General features: G+C 35.0%; 16 protein-coding genes. 12 read left to right on the top strand and 4 right to left on the bottom strand.

Annotated elements, in window-relative coordinates:
• Positions 1-61: 61 nt before the first annotated feature.
• Positions 62-619: a Uma2 family endonuclease gene (locus CYAN10605_RS02130; RefSeq protein WP_015218290.1), complete on the top strand. Its 558-nt coding sequence runs from the start codon at positions 62-64 to the stop codon at positions 617-619.
• Positions 620-643: 24 nt separating this feature from the next.
• Entirely contained in the window at positions 644-1201 is a 558-nt protein-coding gene (locus CYAN10605_RS02125) for a Uma2 family endonuclease (RefSeq protein ID WP_015218289.1), read from the top strand.
• Between the two features lie 15 nt (positions 1202-1216).
• On the opposite strand, the gene ggpS is transcribed toward CYAN10605_RS02125, so the two are convergent.
• Positions 1217-2707, bottom strand: a complete 1491-nt coding sequence (gene ggpS, locus CYAN10605_RS02120) for a glucosylglycerol-phosphate synthase (protein ID WP_015218288.1) — start codon at positions 2705-2707, stop codon at positions 1217-1219.
• Between the two features lie 584 nt (positions 2708-3291).
• Between ggpS and rpsL the strand changes: the two genes are divergently transcribed.
• The 7 genes from rpsL to gloB all read left to right on the top strand — a co-directional run bounded on the left by rpsL (position 3292) and on the right by gloB (position 11922).
• Complete coding sequence (gene rpsL / locus CYAN10605_RS02115) at positions 3292-3666, top strand: 30S ribosomal protein S12 (protein ID WP_015218287.1); 375 nt, start codon at positions 3292-3294, stop codon at positions 3664-3666.
• Positions 3667-3724: 58 nt separating this feature from the next.
• Positions 3725-4195, top strand: coding sequence for a 30S ribosomal protein S7 (gene rpsG / locus CYAN10605_RS02110; RefSeq protein ID WP_015218286.1), 471 nt, complete (start codon positions 3725-3727; stop codon positions 4193-4195).
• A gap of 253 nt (positions 4196-4448) precedes the next feature.
• Positions 4449-6524 (top strand): elongation factor G, encoded by a 2076-nt coding sequence (gene fusA / locus CYAN10605_RS02105; protein WP_015218285.1) that lies wholly within the window; start codon positions 4449-4451, stop codon positions 6522-6524.
• Positions 6525-6562: 38 nt separating this feature from the next.
• Complete coding sequence (gene tuf, locus CYAN10605_RS02100; protein ID WP_015218284.1) at positions 6563-7792, top strand: elongation factor Tu; 1230 nt, start codon at positions 6563-6565, stop codon at positions 7790-7792.
• Between the two features lie 286 nt (positions 7793-8078).
• On the top strand, positions 8079-8396 hold the full coding sequence (rpsJ, locus tag CYAN10605_RS02095; RefSeq protein ID WP_015218283.1) for a 30S ribosomal protein S10: 318 nt from the start codon (positions 8079-8081) through the stop codon (positions 8394-8396).
• Positions 8397-9328: 932 nt separating this feature from the next.
• Positions 9329-10747, top strand: coding sequence for a diguanylate cyclase (locus tag CYAN10605_RS17705; RefSeq protein ID WP_015218282.1), 1419 nt, complete (start codon positions 9329-9331; stop codon positions 10745-10747).
• A gap of 401 nt (positions 10748-11148) precedes the next feature.
• Entirely contained in the window at positions 11149-11922 is a 774-nt protein-coding gene (gloB, locus tag CYAN10605_RS02085) for a hydroxyacylglutathione hydrolase (protein ID WP_015218281.1), read from the top strand.
• A gap of 115 nt (positions 11923-12037) precedes the next feature.
• Here gloB and dndD read toward each other — a convergent pair whose 3' ends face one another.
• Entirely contained in the window at positions 12038-14017 is a 1980-nt protein-coding gene (gene dndD / locus CYAN10605_RS02080) for a DNA sulfur modification protein DndD (RefSeq protein ID WP_015218280.1), read from the bottom strand.
• A 693-nt stretch (positions 14018-14710) separates the two neighbouring features.
• Between dndD and CYAN10605_RS02075 the strand changes: the two genes are divergently transcribed.
• Positions 14711-15034 (top strand): thioredoxin family protein, encoded by a 324-nt coding sequence (locus CYAN10605_RS02075; protein ID WP_015218279.1) that lies wholly within the window; start codon positions 14711-14713, stop codon positions 15032-15034.
• Positions 15035-15099: 65 nt separating this feature from the next.
• The gene (locus CYAN10605_RS02070) at positions 15100-16278 is read left to right on the top strand and encodes an LL-diaminopimelate aminotransferase (RefSeq protein WP_015218278.1); all 1179 of its coding nucleotides are present in this window, start codon (positions 15100-15102) and stop codon (positions 16276-16278) included.
• 90 nt (positions 16279-16368) lie between these two features.
• On the opposite strand, the gene CYAN10605_RS02065 is transcribed toward CYAN10605_RS02070, so the two are convergent.
• Complete coding sequence (locus CYAN10605_RS02065) at positions 16369-16635, bottom strand: DUF2283 domain-containing protein (RefSeq protein ID WP_041922404.1); 267 nt, start codon at positions 16633-16635, stop codon at positions 16369-16371.
• A complete protein-coding gene (locus CYAN10605_RS02060; RefSeq protein WP_015218276.1) occupies positions 16628-16894 on the bottom strand; it encodes a DUF4258 domain-containing protein in 267 nt (88 codons plus the stop codon). Before CYAN10605_RS02060 ends, CYAN10605_RS02065 begins: the two co-directional genes overlap by 8 nt.
• A 108-nt stretch (positions 16895-17002) precedes the next feature.
• Here CYAN10605_RS02060 and nadC point away from each other — a divergent pair, with 108 nt between their 5' ends.
• A complete protein-coding gene (nadC, locus tag CYAN10605_RS02055) occupies positions 17003-17845 on the top strand; it encodes a carboxylating nicotinate-nucleotide diphosphorylase (protein ID WP_015218275.1) in 843 nt (280 codons plus the stop codon).
• Positions 17846-17933: the final 88 nt, after the last annotated feature.

Here is a 17933-nt window from a genome sequence, read left to right as displayed (position 1 = left end):
AAAAATTTATAATTAATGAATAATTACTCTCTATTTATTACTCATTACTTAATTAAAAACTATGGTGACAACAGTTAAACCGAAATTAACCTTAGAAAACTTTTTACAACAACCCGAAACAAAGCCAGCCTCTGAATTTATTGATGGTAAAATTACTCAAAAACCCATGCCTCAAGGACAACATAGTAGAATACAGTATAAACTTTGTGCTGTAATTAATAATATTGCAGAAACCGAAAAAATTGCTTGTGCTTTTCCCGAATTGCGTTGCAATTTTGAATCAAAGTCGATCGTGCCTGATGTGGTAGTATTGGAATGGGATAAGATTCCGTTAACCGATACAGGAAAAATTGCTAATCGAATAAATACTTATCCAGACTGGTGTATCGAAATTCTATCTCCTGAACAAAGTTTAACTCAAGTGTTAGATAAATTGTTACTTTGTTCTCAATTTGGTACTCAATTAGGTTGGTTAATTAACCCAGAAGAAGAGGCTATTTTCGCTCTTTTACCAGAACAAAAATTAAGGTTATTTAAAAATAATGATCCTTTACCTGTTTTAGAAAAAGTTAATTTAAAATTAACAGTAAATGAAATATTTAATTGGTTAAAATTTTAGTGAATATTAATAATAATAAAAACTATGCTAACTCCTACAAAATGGACATTAGACGATTACCATAAAATGATTGATGCGGGTATTTTATGCGATCGCATCGTTGAATTTATCAAAGGAGACATAGTGGAAATGAGTCCAGAAAAACCTTTACATCGATACACTAATCACAATACTGTTAAATATTTACGGAGTCTTTTACAAGAAAAAGCCGAAGTAATGGAAGCTCATCCTATCACTCTAACAGACTCTGAGCCAGAACCAGATGTTGTTATTACTCGTACTCCTGATGAATTATATTTCACCCGTCACCCTTACCCCGAAGATATTTATTGGTTAATTGAGATAGCTGATTCTACTTTGGCTAAAGATTTAGGTATCAAAAAACAGATATACGCCGAGGTTGGTATTCAGGAATATTGGGTAATCGACTTAGTAAACCAGAAAATTCACGTTTTTCGCCATCCCAATCAAGGGGATTATCAAAGCAAATCAGAATTAATAGAGGGAATTATCTCCCCCTTAGCCTTTCCTGATATTAGAGTTACGGTTGCAAAATTAATAAACTCTTCTCCTGACACCTGACACCCTATACCTAAACTATTCATCAACTTCGTGACTTAATTCCTTAAATACCTCCAAGAGGCGATCGCCCCAATATTTTACGTCATATTTCGTAACAACTTCGTACATTTTTTGCATACGCTCTTTCTGTTCTTCCACAGACATAGCCAAAGCTCTGTCAATAGCCTTATCCATTAAATCTGTAGAGTAAGGATTAGTTTGAATGGCATTGGCTAACTCAACTGCCGCTCCTACAAACTCAGATAAAATCAAGACACCGTTTTCTCCTTGATGAGTAATAATATACTCTTTTGCTACTAAATTTAAACCATCCCTTAAAGGAGTAGTCCAACACACATCAGAAATTTTATAGTAGCACAGTAATTCAGAAATAGGAATCACCTGAGTAAATAAGAGAATCGGAGTCCAATCTAAACGTCCAAAATGCCCATTAATTTGCCCTACTAACTGTTCAATTTGACTTTGAGCTTCCTCATACACTCTCATTCCCGCCGCAGGAGAAACACAACTAACTATAAAGTGAATGTTTCCGTGTAAATCAGGGCGACGCTCTAATAAACGTCCAAATGCTTCTAACATCTCCTTATTACCCTTGACATAGTCAACTCTACCCGCCGCAATAATTAGCTTTTTCCCCTCAAATTCAGCTTCCAATTCCTTCAAACGTTGCTGAGTTTCTGGTTGATTTAACACCGACAAGAAAAAGTCAGGATTTGTACCCACTGGGAAAGCATCGACTTTGACATATTGATTTTTATACTTTAGTTTAGTTACCATTTCTGGTTCGGCTAAAGCTGTACCAACGGGAATAATATGACCAGAGACAGGTTGTCTCTCAACAATTTCCACAGGCAACAAACTTCGGGCAACATTAACAAAATTTTCTGAGTATCTAGGAATATGAAAACCCACTACATCACAAGAAAGTAAACTATTAATAATTTCTTCACGCCAAGGTAAGATATTGAATATATCAACAGAAGGGAAAGGAGTATGATGGAAGAAAGCAATTCTAGCATCAGGCTTAATTTGTCTAATATAGTGGGGTACTAACCACAAATTATAATCGTGAATCCAAATCAAAGCATCGTCGGCCGCTTCATTACACGCCGCTTCCGCAAATAGACGGTTGACTTCCCGAAAGTTTTCCCAATTAGAAGACTCATAAGTGAAATGATAAGGGAAAGAGTGAAGAATAGGCCAAAAAGCCTCTTTAGAGGTAATATGATAGAAATCTTTAACCTGCTCTTTAGTTAAACCAATGCGTAAAACAGTATAGTTAGTTTCCTCCTCATCACTGGTAATTCTTGGCTCAAATTCCTCTTTCTCACTTTCATCTACTTCTCGCCATGCAATCCATGTACCCTTTTCTGCATAAGAAAAGAAACCCTTTAATGTTGGTACAATACCGTTAGGACTTTTCTTTTGACGATAGACAACTTTCCCGTCTTCTATTACTTCATCATAGGGTTGACGATGATAAAGAATAACTAAAGATGATTTCATAATTTTCAGTTCCTCCGCTTAAAAAGTTCCATTTTTCGATCAAAAAAGACAAATTATTACTAATTAGCTCATGGCAATAAATAATCAGTAGTAATCTGTTTTCACATTTTATTGTTAATTTTTATTATTGCTAATATCAACCTTTTCTACTTCTGCTTAATATTTTATTTATGCTCAATGGGAAAATCTGAAATAAGATTGAGAACAGTGTTACCAATAGAAGTATTGAAGGTTTAAAGCATACCTTAAAGATAACATTTTTTTTTGAAAAGAGTCAAATTATTTTTGAAAGGCTGATATTTTTGATATTTACTAATATTTTATTTATTTCTTTTTCCCTTAAAATAAGAGCTAAATCTGTTTTTATTATCATTTATCAAGCTCTATTAATACCTCAACTTTTTCAAGAAAAAATAATAATAATTTTTCCCTCTATTCTCATGACCTTTTAGGAAAATTAATTTTAGAAAAACTATTGACAAACCCATAAAAAATGAGATAAGATTATAGATTGTCACTGGTATTTTATACTAGAGGCAAATTATATTTATATATACAAAAATGCTGTATAAAAAACATCTCTCATGCCAACTATTCAGCAACTAATTCGTAGCGAACGCATACTCAGCACCAAGAAAACTAAATCACCCGCTCTGAAAGAATGTCCTCAGCGTCGTGGTGTATGTACAAGGGTTTATACAACAACCCCCAAAAAACCTAACTCTGCTTTAAGAAAAGTGGCAAGGGTTCGTTTAACTTCTGGATTTGAAGTCACAGCTTATATTCCAGGTATTGGTCATAATCTTCAAGAACACTCAGTGGTGCTTATCAGAGGTGGAAGGGTAAAAGATTTACCCGGGGTTAGATACCACATTGTTAGAGGAACTCTCGATGCTACTGGAGTAAAAGACAGAAAGCAAGGACGCTCTAAATATGGTGCAAAACGTCCAAAAGCCTAGTAAACCTTAACCATGAGGTTAATTTCATTAGAAGAAAACAGATTAAAGGTATAAGTTAATGTCTCGTAGAAGTAAAGCGAAAACCGTAGAAGTACCACCAGATCCAGTGTACAACAGTCGTTTAGTAAATATGACTGTACGTCGGATTATGAAAGATGGTAAAAAGTCTTTAGCGGCGAAAATTCTATATGATGCGTTGAGCATTATTGGCGAAAGAACTGGGGCAGAACCCATGGAAACTTTTGAAAAAGCCATTAAGAATTTAACTCCCTTAGTGGAGGTGAAAGCTAGACGAGTAGGTGGTGCTACTTATCAAGTACCGATGGAAGTACGTCCCGGTAGAGGAACAAGTTTAGCCTTACGTTGGTTGACTCAATTTGCTCGTAAAAGAAGCGGTAAAAGTATGTCCATGAAATTGGCTAACGAAATTATGGACGCGGCTAACGAAACTGGTGCGGCGATTAAGAAAAGAGAAGAAACCCACAAAATGGCTGAAGCCAATAAGGCTTTTGCTCACTATCGTTATTAAAATTCTTACAGAATTGAAGGAACAGGCAACAGGCAACGGGGAACAGTATTTAATGTTTTCCTGACTCGCTGTTTAAACTGCACTTCCATTTTGTTAAGAATCTTTCAAGTATCATCCTTACAATTTTTCCGCTTTATGACCATTGCCACTGATGTAAATTCTTTGGTAATAAATGTAAAGAAAAGTGTAGAATTGTAAAGGTAATTTTTTACAAACATCCCAGATGTTTCACTCTTAAAAGAAGGAGGTAACTGTGGCACGGACAATTCCGCTTTCTTTAGTCCGTAATATTGGTATTGCGGCTCATATTGATGCGGGTAAAACCACAACGACAGAAAGAATACTATTTTACTCTGGTATTGTACACAAGATCGGAGAGGTTCATGATGGCAATGCTGTGACAGACTGGATGGAACAGGAACGGGAGAGGGGAATTACCATCACCGCCGCTGCGATTAGTACCAGTTGGAAAGAGCATCGTGTTAACATCATTGATACTCCGGGTCACGTTGACTTTACCATTGAAGTTGAGCGCTCTATGAGGGTTCTCGATGGTGTAATTGCAGTATTTTGTTCTGTGGGTGGTGTACAGCCTCAGTCAGAAACGGTTTGGCGTCAAGCGGATCGTTATCATGTACCTCGTATTGCCTTCGTCAATAAGATGGATCGCACGGGAGCAAATTTTTTCAAGGTTTATCAACAGGTCAAGAATCGTTTGCGAGCTCCTGCTATTCCAGTTCAAATTCCCATCGGTAGTGAAGATGACTTCCGAGGAATTGTAGATTTAGTTGCTCAAAAAGCCTACATTTACAAGGATGATCTCGGTCAAGATATTGAAGTGGTAGAAATTCCTGATGAGGTCAAAGAGTTAGCACAGGAATATCGTGGATATTTATTAGAAGCGATCGCAGAATCTGATGAGAGTCTTTTAGAAAAATATTTAGCTGAAGAAGAAATTACCGAAGACGAAATAAAAGCGGTTATCCGTAAAGGTACGATCGCAGGGACTTTAGTTCCGATGCTATGCGGTTCAGCTTTTAAAAATAAAGGCGTACAGCTATTGCTTGATGCGGTAGTGGACTATCTTCCAGCACCGACAGAAGTACCAGCTATTAAAGGTCTTTTGCCCTCTGGGGAGGAGGAAATTCGTCATTCTAGCGATGAGGAACCTTTCTCTGCTTTAGCTTTTAAAATCGCCTCAGACCCATTTGGTCGCTTGACTTTTTTAAGGGTTTACTCTGGAGTTCTGACCAAAGGAAGCTATGTTTATAATTCAACCAAGGATACAAAAGAGAGAATGTCTCGTTTGATTGTGTTAAAAGCAAATGAGCGTATTGAGGTAGATGAATTAAGAGCAGGAGATCTCGGAGCTGCGATCGGGTTGAGAAAAACCATCACGGGGGACACTCTATGTGATGAAAATCATCCAATCATTTTGGAATCTTTATATGTTCCAGAACCAGTTATCTCTGTGGCAGTTGAGCCAAAAACGACTCAAGACATGGATAAGTTGTCTAAAGCTCTACAGTCTCTATCAGATGAAGATCCTACCTTTAAAGTTAGTGTTGATCCTGAGACTAACCAGACTGTAATTGCAGGGATGGGAGAATTACATTTAGAGATTTTAGTTGATCGCATGTTGCGAGAGTTTAAAGTTGAGGCGAATGTAGGACAACCCCAAGTAGCCTATCGAGAAACCATCCGTAAAGCAACCACCGTAGAAGGCAAATTTATTCGCCAAAGTGGTGGAAAAGGTCAATACGGTCATGTGGTGATCGAGGTTGAACCAGCAGAGGCAGGAAGCGGTTTTGAATTTAATTCAAAAATCGTGGGCGGAACTATTCCCAAGGAATTTATCCCCGCCGTAGAGCAAGGGATAAAAGAAGCCTGTGATTCTGGAATCATTGCTGGTTATCCAGTCATTGATCTTAAGGTCACATTGATAGACGGATCATATCATGATGTGGATTCTTCGGAAATGGCTTTCAAGATTGCAGGTTCAATGGCAATTCGGGATGGTGTAGAAAAAGCAGATCCAGTATTGTTAGAACCGATGATGAAAGTAGAAGTAGAAGTACCAGAAAATTTCCTTGGAGATGTAATGGGAGATCTTAACTCCCGTCGTGGTATGATCGAGGGAATGAATAATGAAGACGGCTTGGCGAAGGTAACTGCGAAAGTTCCTTTAGAAACAATGTTCGGATATGCGACTGATATTCGTTCAAAGACCCAAGGACGTGGTATATTTAGCATGGAATTCAGTAACTACGCTGAAGTTCCTAGCAATGTGGCGAATACCATCATTGCCAAAAATAGAGGAATTCTATAAATTAATTAATTAGCTGAAAAAAGGAAAAGACACAGAAAATGGCACGCGAAAAATTTGAAAGAACGAAACCTCACGTTAATATTGGTACTATCGGTCACGTTGACCATGGTAAAACTACTTTAACCGCAGCTATTACCTTAACTTTAGCGGCGGCTGGTCAGGCTAAAGCTCGTAAATACGATGAAATCGATGCAGCCCCTGAAGAAAAAGCTCGTGGTATTACCATCAATACTGCTCACGTAGAGTATGAAACCCCTGATCGTCACTACGCTCACGTTGATTGTCCCGGACACGCTGACTACGTTAAAAACATGATTACTGGTGCGGCACAAATGGACGGTGCTATCTTAGTAGTATCTGCGGCTGACGGTCCTATGCCTCAAACCCGTGAACACATCCTCTTAGCTAGACAGGTTGGTGTACCTAACTTAGTTGTTTTCTTAAACAAACAAGACCAAGTAGATGATGAAGAATTATTAGAATTAGTTGAATTAGAAGTTCGTGAGTTACTCAGCGAATATGGTTTCGACGGTGATAATATTCCCATCGTTGCTGGTTCTGCGTTAAAAGCAGTTGAACAGATGACTTCCAACGGCGCTACTCAAAAAGGTGAAAACGAGTGGACTGATAAAATCTGGGCTTTAATGGATGAAGTAGATGCTTATATCCCCACTCCTGAGCGTGATATTGACAAACCTTTCTTAATGGCAGTGGAAGACGTATTCTCTATTACTGGTCGTGGTACTGTTGCCACTGGTCGTATTGAGAGAGGAAAAGTTAAAGTTGGTGAAACCATCGAGATAGTTGGTATTCGTGACACCCGTAGTACCACTGTTACTGGGGTTGAAATGTTCCAAAAAACCTTAGACGAAGGTATGGCTGGAGACAACGTTGGTGTACTTCTTCGTGGTGTTCAAAAAGATGATATTGAGCGTGGTATGGTATTAGCTAAACCCGGCTCTATCACTCCTCACACCAAATTTGAGGCTGAAGTTTACGTTCTCAAAAAAGAAGAAGGTGGTCGTCACACTCCTTTCTTCCCTGGCTATCGTCCTCAGTTCTATGTTCGTACCACTGACGTAACTGGAACTATCAGTGATTTCACTGCTGACGATGGAAGCGCGGCTGAAATGGTTATGCCTGGCGATCGCATCAAAATGACTGTAGAATTAATCTGCCCCATTGCGATCGAACAAGGTATGCGTTTTGCGATTCGTGAAGGTGGTCGTACCATTGGTGCTGGTGCTGTATCCAAAATTTTACAGTAATTAAAACTGAATAATGCTCGAGGGCGTGCTTTAGATTAATTTCTCCGGTGCGCCTTCATTTTGCGTCAATGAGATGCAAGAATCTCTGGTTGAAGTAGGTTTTACGGTTTTAGGTAGCAGAAAAGAATGTAGAATGTAGGACGAAATGATAATTGGTACTGAATATTTACCCATTACTCATTACTTCAAAAAACTCTGAACTCCGAACTCCGAACTCAAAACTTATATCTTTTTCAATTCAATTTTAATCATTAATCATCGTACCTTGAAAATTTAGGAAAATATCATGGCAACTTTACAACAACAAAAAATTCGTATTCGTCTCAAAGCGTTTGATCGTCGTTTACTGGATACTTCTTGTACTAAAATTGTAGAAACAGCTACTCGTACTAATGCTCAACCTATTGGACCGATTCCCTTACCTACAAAGCGTAAAATCTATTGTGTGTTAAGATCTCCTCACGTTGATAAAGACTCCAGAGAACACTTTGAAACTCGTACTCATCGTCGTGTAATTGATATTTATCAACCTTCTTCTAAAACTATCGATGCGTTAATGAAATTAGATTTACCCGCAGGTGTTGATATTGAAGTAAAACTTTAAAAATTTCTTACTAAACTAAACTTAGGTAAGCTATAAGCTAGTGTGCATCTGAATTTACTGGTGAAAGTAGGCAACTGGCAACGGTTAAGCCTGTGATTTCTTTCTTAAGAATCAGTAAAACAGTAAGTTAAATGAGTTTTAGTTTACCTTAATCATGAATAAAAGAGGGGTTGGTGTGTTGAAAATTAATTTCACTGCTACCCCTTTTTACTTTAGTCCGATGCAAAAATATTAAGTGAACCTCAGTTCGGTTTAAGAATATCCGATAAGGTTAGGTGTCAGGTTGCAGGTTGCGGGTGTTAGGCTGATGAGGAAATGAGGGGAGAGGGTGAGAGGGGGAAGTAGAGGCTTAGGGTTTTGGGTGGTAGGGGTTTTTAGCAAGGGGCTTAAGCCCCTTGTTTAAGTCAGTTCGGGTTAAGGCGATTTTATCGTTATTTCTAAGAAGAAGCTGTAAGGTTTTCTGACTACGAGAAAATGATGCTTCCAGCTTATCTAAAACTCAGGTTAAGTAAGGGTAAGTTTCAGATTTCACCTGAATCCAAGAAAAGAAATATTGAAAAATAAGGCATTGAGACTCGTAATCAATAAAATTTGACTTTTAAAAAATAATTAACTTGAAAAAAATATTTAAAAAAATATTTAAAATCAATTTAGATACAGTTTATCTGAATTAAAGGCACTTTTACTTATTATATGCTCCATTTCTTTCTCTCTACCGATAATTTTATGTCCAACTGAGATAATTTTAGGTAGCAGGTATTAAGTTTCCGACATGATAATAAAGTATATTGTTGTGTACTTACAGTATTTTTTTGTGTCACTAATCCAAAAGGTTTGAAATCTAATTGTCAATATTTTATAAATTAAGATGATAAATTGTATTAACTATTTGATAATTAAGTAGGAGGATAATTCTCTTTAATAGTATTTTTATGCCGAAGCCATCCTGTCTTAATATAGGGGCATACTTCCTCATTGTCATGGGGTTAACAGTTTGTTTTGGTTGGTATAACCAGATTGATTCTTTGATTCAAATTCATCCCGATTTTGTGCCGATGCAATTTAACACAGCATTGGGATTTGTTTTTTTAGGATTATCTATTTTTGGCATTAATTATGAATATTATTTTGCGGCTAGATGTTTCGCTTCATTAGTTTTTTTGTTGGCTTTTTTAATCTTAATTCAATATATTTTCGGTTTTAACATAGGAATTGATCAGCTATTTATAGAGCATTATATTACTGTTGCGACTTCTCATCCGGGTCGTATGGCCCCTAATACTGCCCTCTGCTTTTTGTTAAGTAGTTTATCTCTTTGGTTTTTGACGTATTTCCCCCCACGCATTAAATTTCTCTCTACAGCTAGTATTCTTAGTGCATTCGTAACTGGATTTGGTACGGTTGCTTTTTTTGGCTATTTATCGGAAGTAGAAACGGCTTATGGTTGGGGTATGTTAACTCAGATGGCTATACATACTTCTGTCGGTTTTGTCGTGGCTGGATTTTCTCTGATTGTTGATTCTCAATGTATTTCTTTAAGGCGTTTTCAACGATTACCTTTTCTTATGTTGCCGATTACCAGTGGCATCGTTGGTTTAACTATTACTATTTCTTTTTGGCAGAGTTTGGAAGGGTCTGAATCAATGATTAGGGCAGAGTGTGTTAATTATCGTCACAATTTGATTAGTGAAGGTATTTTAATCATGGGAGTTATTTTTTCCATTGTTTTGGGAGCAACAATTTGGTTAACTCAAAAATATAAGGAACAGGTGATGAAGTTGAAACAAGCACAATATCAGATTTTACAGCTTAATAGTCAATTGGAAAAAATTTCTTATTTAGATGCTTTAACGGGAGTTGCAAATCGTCGTTTATTTGATGTGAAATTATCTCAAGAATGGAAAAAAGCATACAATAATCAATCTTATTTAGGCTTAATCATGCTCGATATAGATTATTTTAAAAATTATAATGACTATTATGGACATCGAAAAGGGGATGAATGTTTAAAACAAGTTGCAGAGGCTATTTGCGAGGTTGTGAGAAGTGAAAATGATTTAGTTGCTAGATATGGGGGGGAAGAATTTGTCATTATATTGCCCAATACCGATAAACAATCTTTAGATGCGATCGCGCTAAGAACATTAAATAGTATCCGTCAAAAGTCAATTCCCCATGAAAATTCGCCAATTAGTAAAAGCATAACAGCTAGTTTAGGAGGTTATACTATTATTCCCGAATATGTTGGTTTATCGGAATTAGAAAATTTCATGAATAAAGCGGATCAAGCCTTATATGAGGCGAAAAGTAAGGGAAGAAATTGTATTGTTATTAGATCATTAGATAAATAGCTCAGACTCATCTAAATGGTTCTGATAGTATTAAACTCCTTATCTAGTAAGCGTTTGAATCATTTTTAAGAATTAATTAATAACCTGAGTTCAGGATAAATTGTCATCTATGAGTGATGGCGAAAAAGGCAAAGGTAAATAGTTGAGAATTAAGAATTAAGAATTAAAAACTCTGAACACTTATTTCTCATTACTTGTTTCCCCCTCCTCCCTCATTCACCCATCCCCTAAACACCCTGACACCTGCAACCTGCAACCTGCAACCTGAAACCTGAAACCTATCCTTATCTGATATTCTTAAACCGAACCGAGGTTTAACAGGTTTTAGCTTAATCTAACTTGCAGTATGAGTTTAAAAGTTGTCAAGATAAAGGAAATGTTATCTAAAAAATAGAAAAGCAATGGATATTATTAGAATTCCCGTGTTAAGTGATAATTATGTATTTTTAATTTACGATCGCAATACTAATGAAATTGCTGTAGTAGATCCTGCGGTATCAGAGCCAGTTTTAGCGGAAATAGGAAAATTAGGGGGAAAACTAACGGCAATATTAAACACCCATCATCATTTAGATCATGTGGGAGGAAATAAAGAGTTATTACAACATTTTCCTGAAGCAATAGTTTACGGAGGAAAAAAAGATAAAGGTAGAATACCCCGTCAAGATGTGTTTCTGGAAGACGGAGATGCGATCGAATTTTCAGGTAGAAAAGCTCATGTTTATTTTGTTCCAGGACATACTTTTGCCCATATTGCTTATTACTTTCCCCCAATCAATGAATCAGAATCTGGAGAATTATTTTGTGGAGATACCTTATTTGCTGGTGGTTGTGGGCGTTTATTTGAAGGAACACCGGCTAACATGGTTGACTCATTAAGTAAACTTCGTCAATTACCTGAAAGCACTAGAGTTTGGTGTGCCCATGAATATACCTTAAGTAATTTAAAGTTTGCTCTTACTGTTGATCAAGATAATCCACATCTACATAAACGTTATAAAGACGTTCAAGAAGCAAGAGAAAACAATGTCGCCACAGTGCCTTCAACTATCGGTATGGAAAAATTAACTAATCCTTTTATGCGTTGGGATGACCCAAAAATTAAATCTCTGATGGGATTTGAAGAACCAGAAAGGGTGTTTGCACGGTTACGAGGGATGAAGGATAATTTTTAATTCTCTTTCTCAAAATCAATTTTAATAAGTTTCTCATCAATTATTATACTGTTCCCTATTTCCTGTTCCCTACCCTCATTCTAACCATTACTCATTACCCCGAATCCTTGATGCTCTAATAAAAATATCCCTCTTTAATTCGTGTCTGATTTTTCTTATTATCATGTTCTAATAAGTATTCTTTTGCAATAACCTGTTTTTCTCTCAAAAAATTGACCTCTTGTTCTCCTATTTCTGTGTCTGTTGATAGCAGTATAACTTGATGGGAGGCAGTGGGAAAATAACGCTCGACGAGATTATAACGGTGAGATGAATCTAATCTTCCTAATGGGGTATCGATGGCGATGGGTAGATTTTTCTCGGAAACTCTTGCTAATCCCCATAGTAATGAAATCGCTAATATTTGCTTTTCTCCTGCCGATAGTCTATTCTTCTCGATTAAGTTTCCTTGTTCATTATATAATGATAGTGCAAAAGTATCAGATGCGATCGCAACTTTGCTGATGAAGTTGGATTTATGGAGTAAATAGCGAAAACAATTAGTAACCTCTGATTCAAGTTTATTTAATTTTCTTAAGGTTAATTTTTCCTGAAAAAGAGTTAAAGTTTGTTTGACTTTTGGTAACACATCGAAGATATGCTGAATTTGTTGATTTTTTAGGTTATCTTCTCCATAACTACCTAGTTTTTTTCTGGCTTCTATGATTTTTTGTGTGATATTATCAATATCTTTTTTCAAGGTTTCACATCTACTTTTAACAGAAATCAAGGTAGTTTCTTGTTTTTGGCATTCTTTTTCTAGTTGTTTATATTGAGTAGGAGAATCCATTTGAGCCAAAAGTTGTTCTGTTAAAATTAATTCTTCTTCTATTTGATTTAACTCTTCAATTATTTTTTTTGCTTCTTCTTGTTGAAGGGGTAATATTTGATGGAATTTATGAGCAAAATTAGTTAAAGTATTATCTTCTATAGGTAAATAAATTGTTTGAGAATTAAGTTGTTGACTTATGGTAAATTGTTCTTTATCTAAGTAATCTTTTATTTTTTGATAAGTTTCATTACTAATATTTATTTTCTCTAAAAAATCTAGTAGCTTATAATCTTTTTCTTGCCATAAAGTATGAGCGATATTTAAACTTTTTAATCGAGATTGTTCTTTTAATTGTATATCTAAATCATTTAACAAATTTTGAATTAAACCTAATGGTAGTAATTTAGCTGATAAATTTTTAAGATGCGATCGCAATGTTTCAATGTTATTTTCTAAAAGAGCCTTTTTTCCTTTTAACTGTTCTTTTTCTGTAGCTAATTTTATACCTATATCTCTTAAATTTTGTGAAACTTGACGATAATTTTTTTGAACCTTTTTTAATTGAGATTCTTCTTTCTTTAAATCTTCCAATAAATCTCTTTTTTCCAACTCTAATTTTGATAAATTATTTTCAATATCTGCTAATTCAGAACTATCAGAATACTTATCAATATCTTTTTGTTTACGACTGACTAAAACATCTAAATCAAGAGCTAATTTATCGGCTAACTCCAATCCGAGTAAAGATTTAATCGCATCTTTCACAGATGTAGTTGGCAATTCTTGTTCAGCTAATTCTTTAACTTGCTCCCCATCAAATAAAAATAAGCTAGAAATACCTAAAGGTAAAAACTTCTCAATATAATCATCCCAATTTTCCGTTAAATTTAGCTCTGGATAATGATCCTCTAAAATACTCAAATTATCACTTCCATCACGACTATTTTTTTCCCAAAAACGAATTATTTTTAATTCTTTCCATTGGTTATTAACTATATGCTCAAAAGTTAATTCTATGGTTGTTTTTTCTCCTAATCCAATATTTTTATTAATGCACTGATTTAAAAAATCTCTATAACTTAAGTTGTCACGACTACTACATTCTGCTCTCCTACCATAAAGAGCTAATCTAATACTATCCATGAGAGTAGTTTTGCCCCCACCATTCATTCCTCCAAAAAGAATAATTGGAGCATCATCATTATTTTTTGGAGCTAAATTAATAATATTTATTCCTTGATAAGGTCCAAAATTTTCTAAGATTAATTCTTTAAATATGAGCATTTAATAAGAAAATAAATAATTGTTTTTATTAACCTATATGTAAAATATAATAAGTATAATTATAGCGATTATGGTTCAATTATGATATGGAAAAAATAGATAATTCTGGTTCTTCTACAGTGGTTATGATAAATTAAGAGAAACAGGACTTCTATAACCTTTATTAAATAGTGTTTATAGTTAAATAAAAGTTTATAGTTAAATAAAAACTAAAATTTTATAAATTATTATTTAATAGTCGCCTATTGCCTATTGTCTCTTACCTACCAAACATCAATAATTTACACAACGAGAAGTGATAGAGCCATAATTCTTTTGGTTTGAGTATGATGAATTATTTTTTTTTAAAGTTTGAGTTGTATTAGCAGATAAAAACTACATGGGTTAGTTAGGGAAAGCATAAGAAAAATCTATAGGTGAGTTAATTTTCTCTTAAAGAAAATAATGTCTGAAAAAATTTTTAATTTCGATCTTGACTAATATGGGGATTTATTGGTTATAATAATATCAACACCTAACACCTAATACCTAATACCTGTAGAGGCGTTCATCTGAACGTCTCTATTCGTTTTTGAAGGTTTTTCCCAATTAGAGTAAGATAATAAATATTCTCATTTACCCTATCTATCTGATTAGATAAGTATAAATTTATTTTTATAGAGACAGAGATATTAAACTTAGGAAATAATAACAATGAGTAAAGTAATTGAAATTGAAGATTCTCAGTTCAAGAGTGCAGTTATAGAAGAAAATCAGCCTGTGTTGGCTTATTTTTGGGCTCAATGGTGTGGTCCTTGTCGTTTAGTTTCTCCTTCTATTAGTTGGATAGCAGAAACTTACAGCGATCGCCTCAAGGTGGTAAAGTTAGAAGTAGATGCTAGTCCTGAAAGTGTATCTCAATGCAAAGTGGAGGGTGTTCCTGCATTAAGATTATTTAAACAGGGTGAAGTAGTTAAAAGTCATGAAGGTGCTATTGGTAAAGATAAACTCAAAGAGTTTGTGGAAGCGGTAGTTTAATTCAATAAGGAATTAGGAATGAAGAATCAGGAGTTATTAGTTTTCAATAATTTTTCTCTACAAATATGCAGTTATCAGATAGACTAAAACCCCTAGAAAAAAATGTTTTTGCTGATATGGATAGGGCGAAAACAGAGGCGATAAGTTTAGGAAAAAATATTATTGATTTGTCTTTAGGCTCGTCTGATTTGGGTGCTTCTGAGCATATAATTAAGACTATTGGGGAGTCTTTGCATAATTCTGATAATCATGGTTATTTATTGCATGGTGGCACAGCTAATTTTCGGCAGGTGGCAGCCAATTGGTATGAAAAAAGATTCGGGGTTGCTGTAGATTGGGAAACAGAAGTTTTGCCTTTAATTGGTTGTCAGGAAGGCACTGCCCATTTACCTTTAGCTATTATAAACCAAGGTGACTATGCTCTTTTATTAGATCCGGGTTATCCTTCCCATGCAGGGGGTATTTATATGGCGGGGGGGAATATTTATCCTATGCCTTTATTGGCTGAAAATAGTTTTTTACCTCAGTTTAATGAAATTCCTGCGACAATACTTGCTAAGGCAAAAATGATGGTTTTGAGTTATCCCCATAACCCTACAACTGCGATCGCATCTTTAGATTTTTTTGACTCTGCATTTCGTTTTTGTCAGGCAAATAATTTGGTTTTAGTCCATGATTTCCCCTATATGGATATAGTTTTCGATGAGAATAAAGCACCATCTATTTTACAAGCTGATAGAAAAAAAGAAATATCGATAGAATTTTTTACCTTTTCTAAATCTTATAATATGGGAGGTTTTAGAATAGGTTTTGCTATCGGTAATTCCCAATTAATTAAAGCATTAAAACAAATTAAATCGGTAGTTGACTTTAATCAGTATAAAGGTATATTAGAAGGAGCAATAACTGCTTTAACTTCTTCTCAAGAATGTGTTGCTGAGACGGTAAAAATTTATCGAGAAAGAAGAGATTTTTTGGTGAAAGAATTAAATAATATTGGTTGGCATACTCCTACCCCTTTGGCGACTCTTTATCTCTGGGCAAAATTACCAGAAAAATGGCAGAAAGATTCCATCGCATTTTGTGTAAACTTAGTAAAAGAGACAGGGGTGGCTTTGTCTCCCGGTGCTGGTTTTGGCAGTTGTGGAGAAGGATATGTGAGATTTGCTTTAGTAAAACCTCCTGAAGTTTTAAAAGAAGCCGTTAACAAAATAGCCTCTTTTCTTGGTAGCAATTCTATTTGAATCATGACACTCTGGTTAGTGGAATTCGAGAGTTAGGAGTAAGTATTTTCAACAACCTGATAATTTCCGAGATTTTTTTATCTATCAATATTAAAAAACCATTAAGAAGATTTGGCTAAAAATATTAAACTCCTGTAACATAGCAATCTCATCTGATGATAGGAGAGATTTTAAAGATTGAAGTGATGAAATACTAATATTGCGTATTCCCAATAACTCAAAACCAATGACCTTATTATATTTATTATAATCAACAATTATACCTTTTTCTATTTCTTCAGAATCTAAAACATCATCTTCATGTAACTGTACATATATAGCATCAACTTCAGGGTCATATTCACTAATTCTAATCATGTTTGTAACTCCTATCAAAATAAACTGTAATAATTAATGGTGGATTTTTTCTGTGATTATAAACAACTTTTAAAGCCCTATTACTATATTCTTTAATACGTTTCCAGCAACAAGTTTCACAAATTGTAATGTCGAGGTTATCATAAACTTCTATATAATCTGGATTCTTAATTACCCGTTCAATCCATTCTAACTTTATTTGTTTTCTACCATAACTTTTTAATTGCTGTTTAGCGTGATTAGAGAAAAGATATTGCAAAAGAAAATACTCCTTAAATGGGAAAGCATTAACAGTATATTAGTTTTCGATTGAGTAGGTGACGAGAATACTTTAGTATTAAAAATGTTTAATTCTTAATTGTCAAAAATGATTCCTAATTCATTAATTTTAGATACGTTAATTAAAGACTGGCTGTTAGAAGATATTGGTAGAGGCGATCGCACTACAGAAAGTATATTTGCAGATAACAAAATTGGCAAAGCCCATTGGATTATTAAAGAAACAGGGGTAATAGCAGGTTTACCCATCGCTGAAAAAGTATTTGAAATATTAGATCCTATGGCAAAATGTGAAAGATTAGTTTTAGAGGGAGAAAAGCAGGAAAAAGGGACAAAAATCTTGACGATAGAAGGGAAAATTTCAGCATTACTAACAGGAGAAAGAGTGGCTTTAAATTTAGTCATGCGGTTAAGCGGTATTGCTACTGAAGCCCGAAAGTATGTGGAAGCAATCCGAGACTATCCCACTAAATTAGTTGATACTCGTAAAACCATCCCCGGATTAAGGATTTTGGAAAAATATGCTTCTGCAGTTGGCGGGGCAACCAATCACCGTATTGGTTTAGATGATGGAATTATGATCAAAGACAATCATATTCAAGGAGCAGGAGGAATCAAAGAAGCAGTGGATAAGGTAAGAAAAAATATGCCTTATCCTTTAAGTATTGAGGTAGAAACCAGTGATTTAACTCAAGTGGAAGATGCGATCGCATCTGGGGTTGAAATTATAATGTTAGATAACATGGCCATAGAAACCATGAAAGAAGCCGTTAAACTAATAAGGAAAAGTAACCCTTTAACTAAAATAGAAGCGTCAGGCAACGTTACTTTAGATAATATTCGGTCAATTGCCGCCACGGGAGTTGACTATATTTCCACCAGCGCACCTATCACTCGCTCATCATGGTTAGATATTAGCATGAGAATGTAATTCAAGGGCAAAGGTGAATAGTGAATAGCGAATAGTGAATAGTGAATAGTGAATAATTAAAAACCCCTAATTCTCATCCTCATTACTC

Source organism: Cyanobacterium aponinum PCC 10605, from assembly GCF_000317675.1.
Lineage (GTDB): Bacteria > Cyanobacteriota > Cyanobacteriia > Cyanobacteriales > Cyanobacteriaceae > PCC-10605.
The sequence above is the reverse complement of the archived record's forward strand: the minus strand, read 5'-3'. Positions and strand labels throughout refer to the sequence as shown.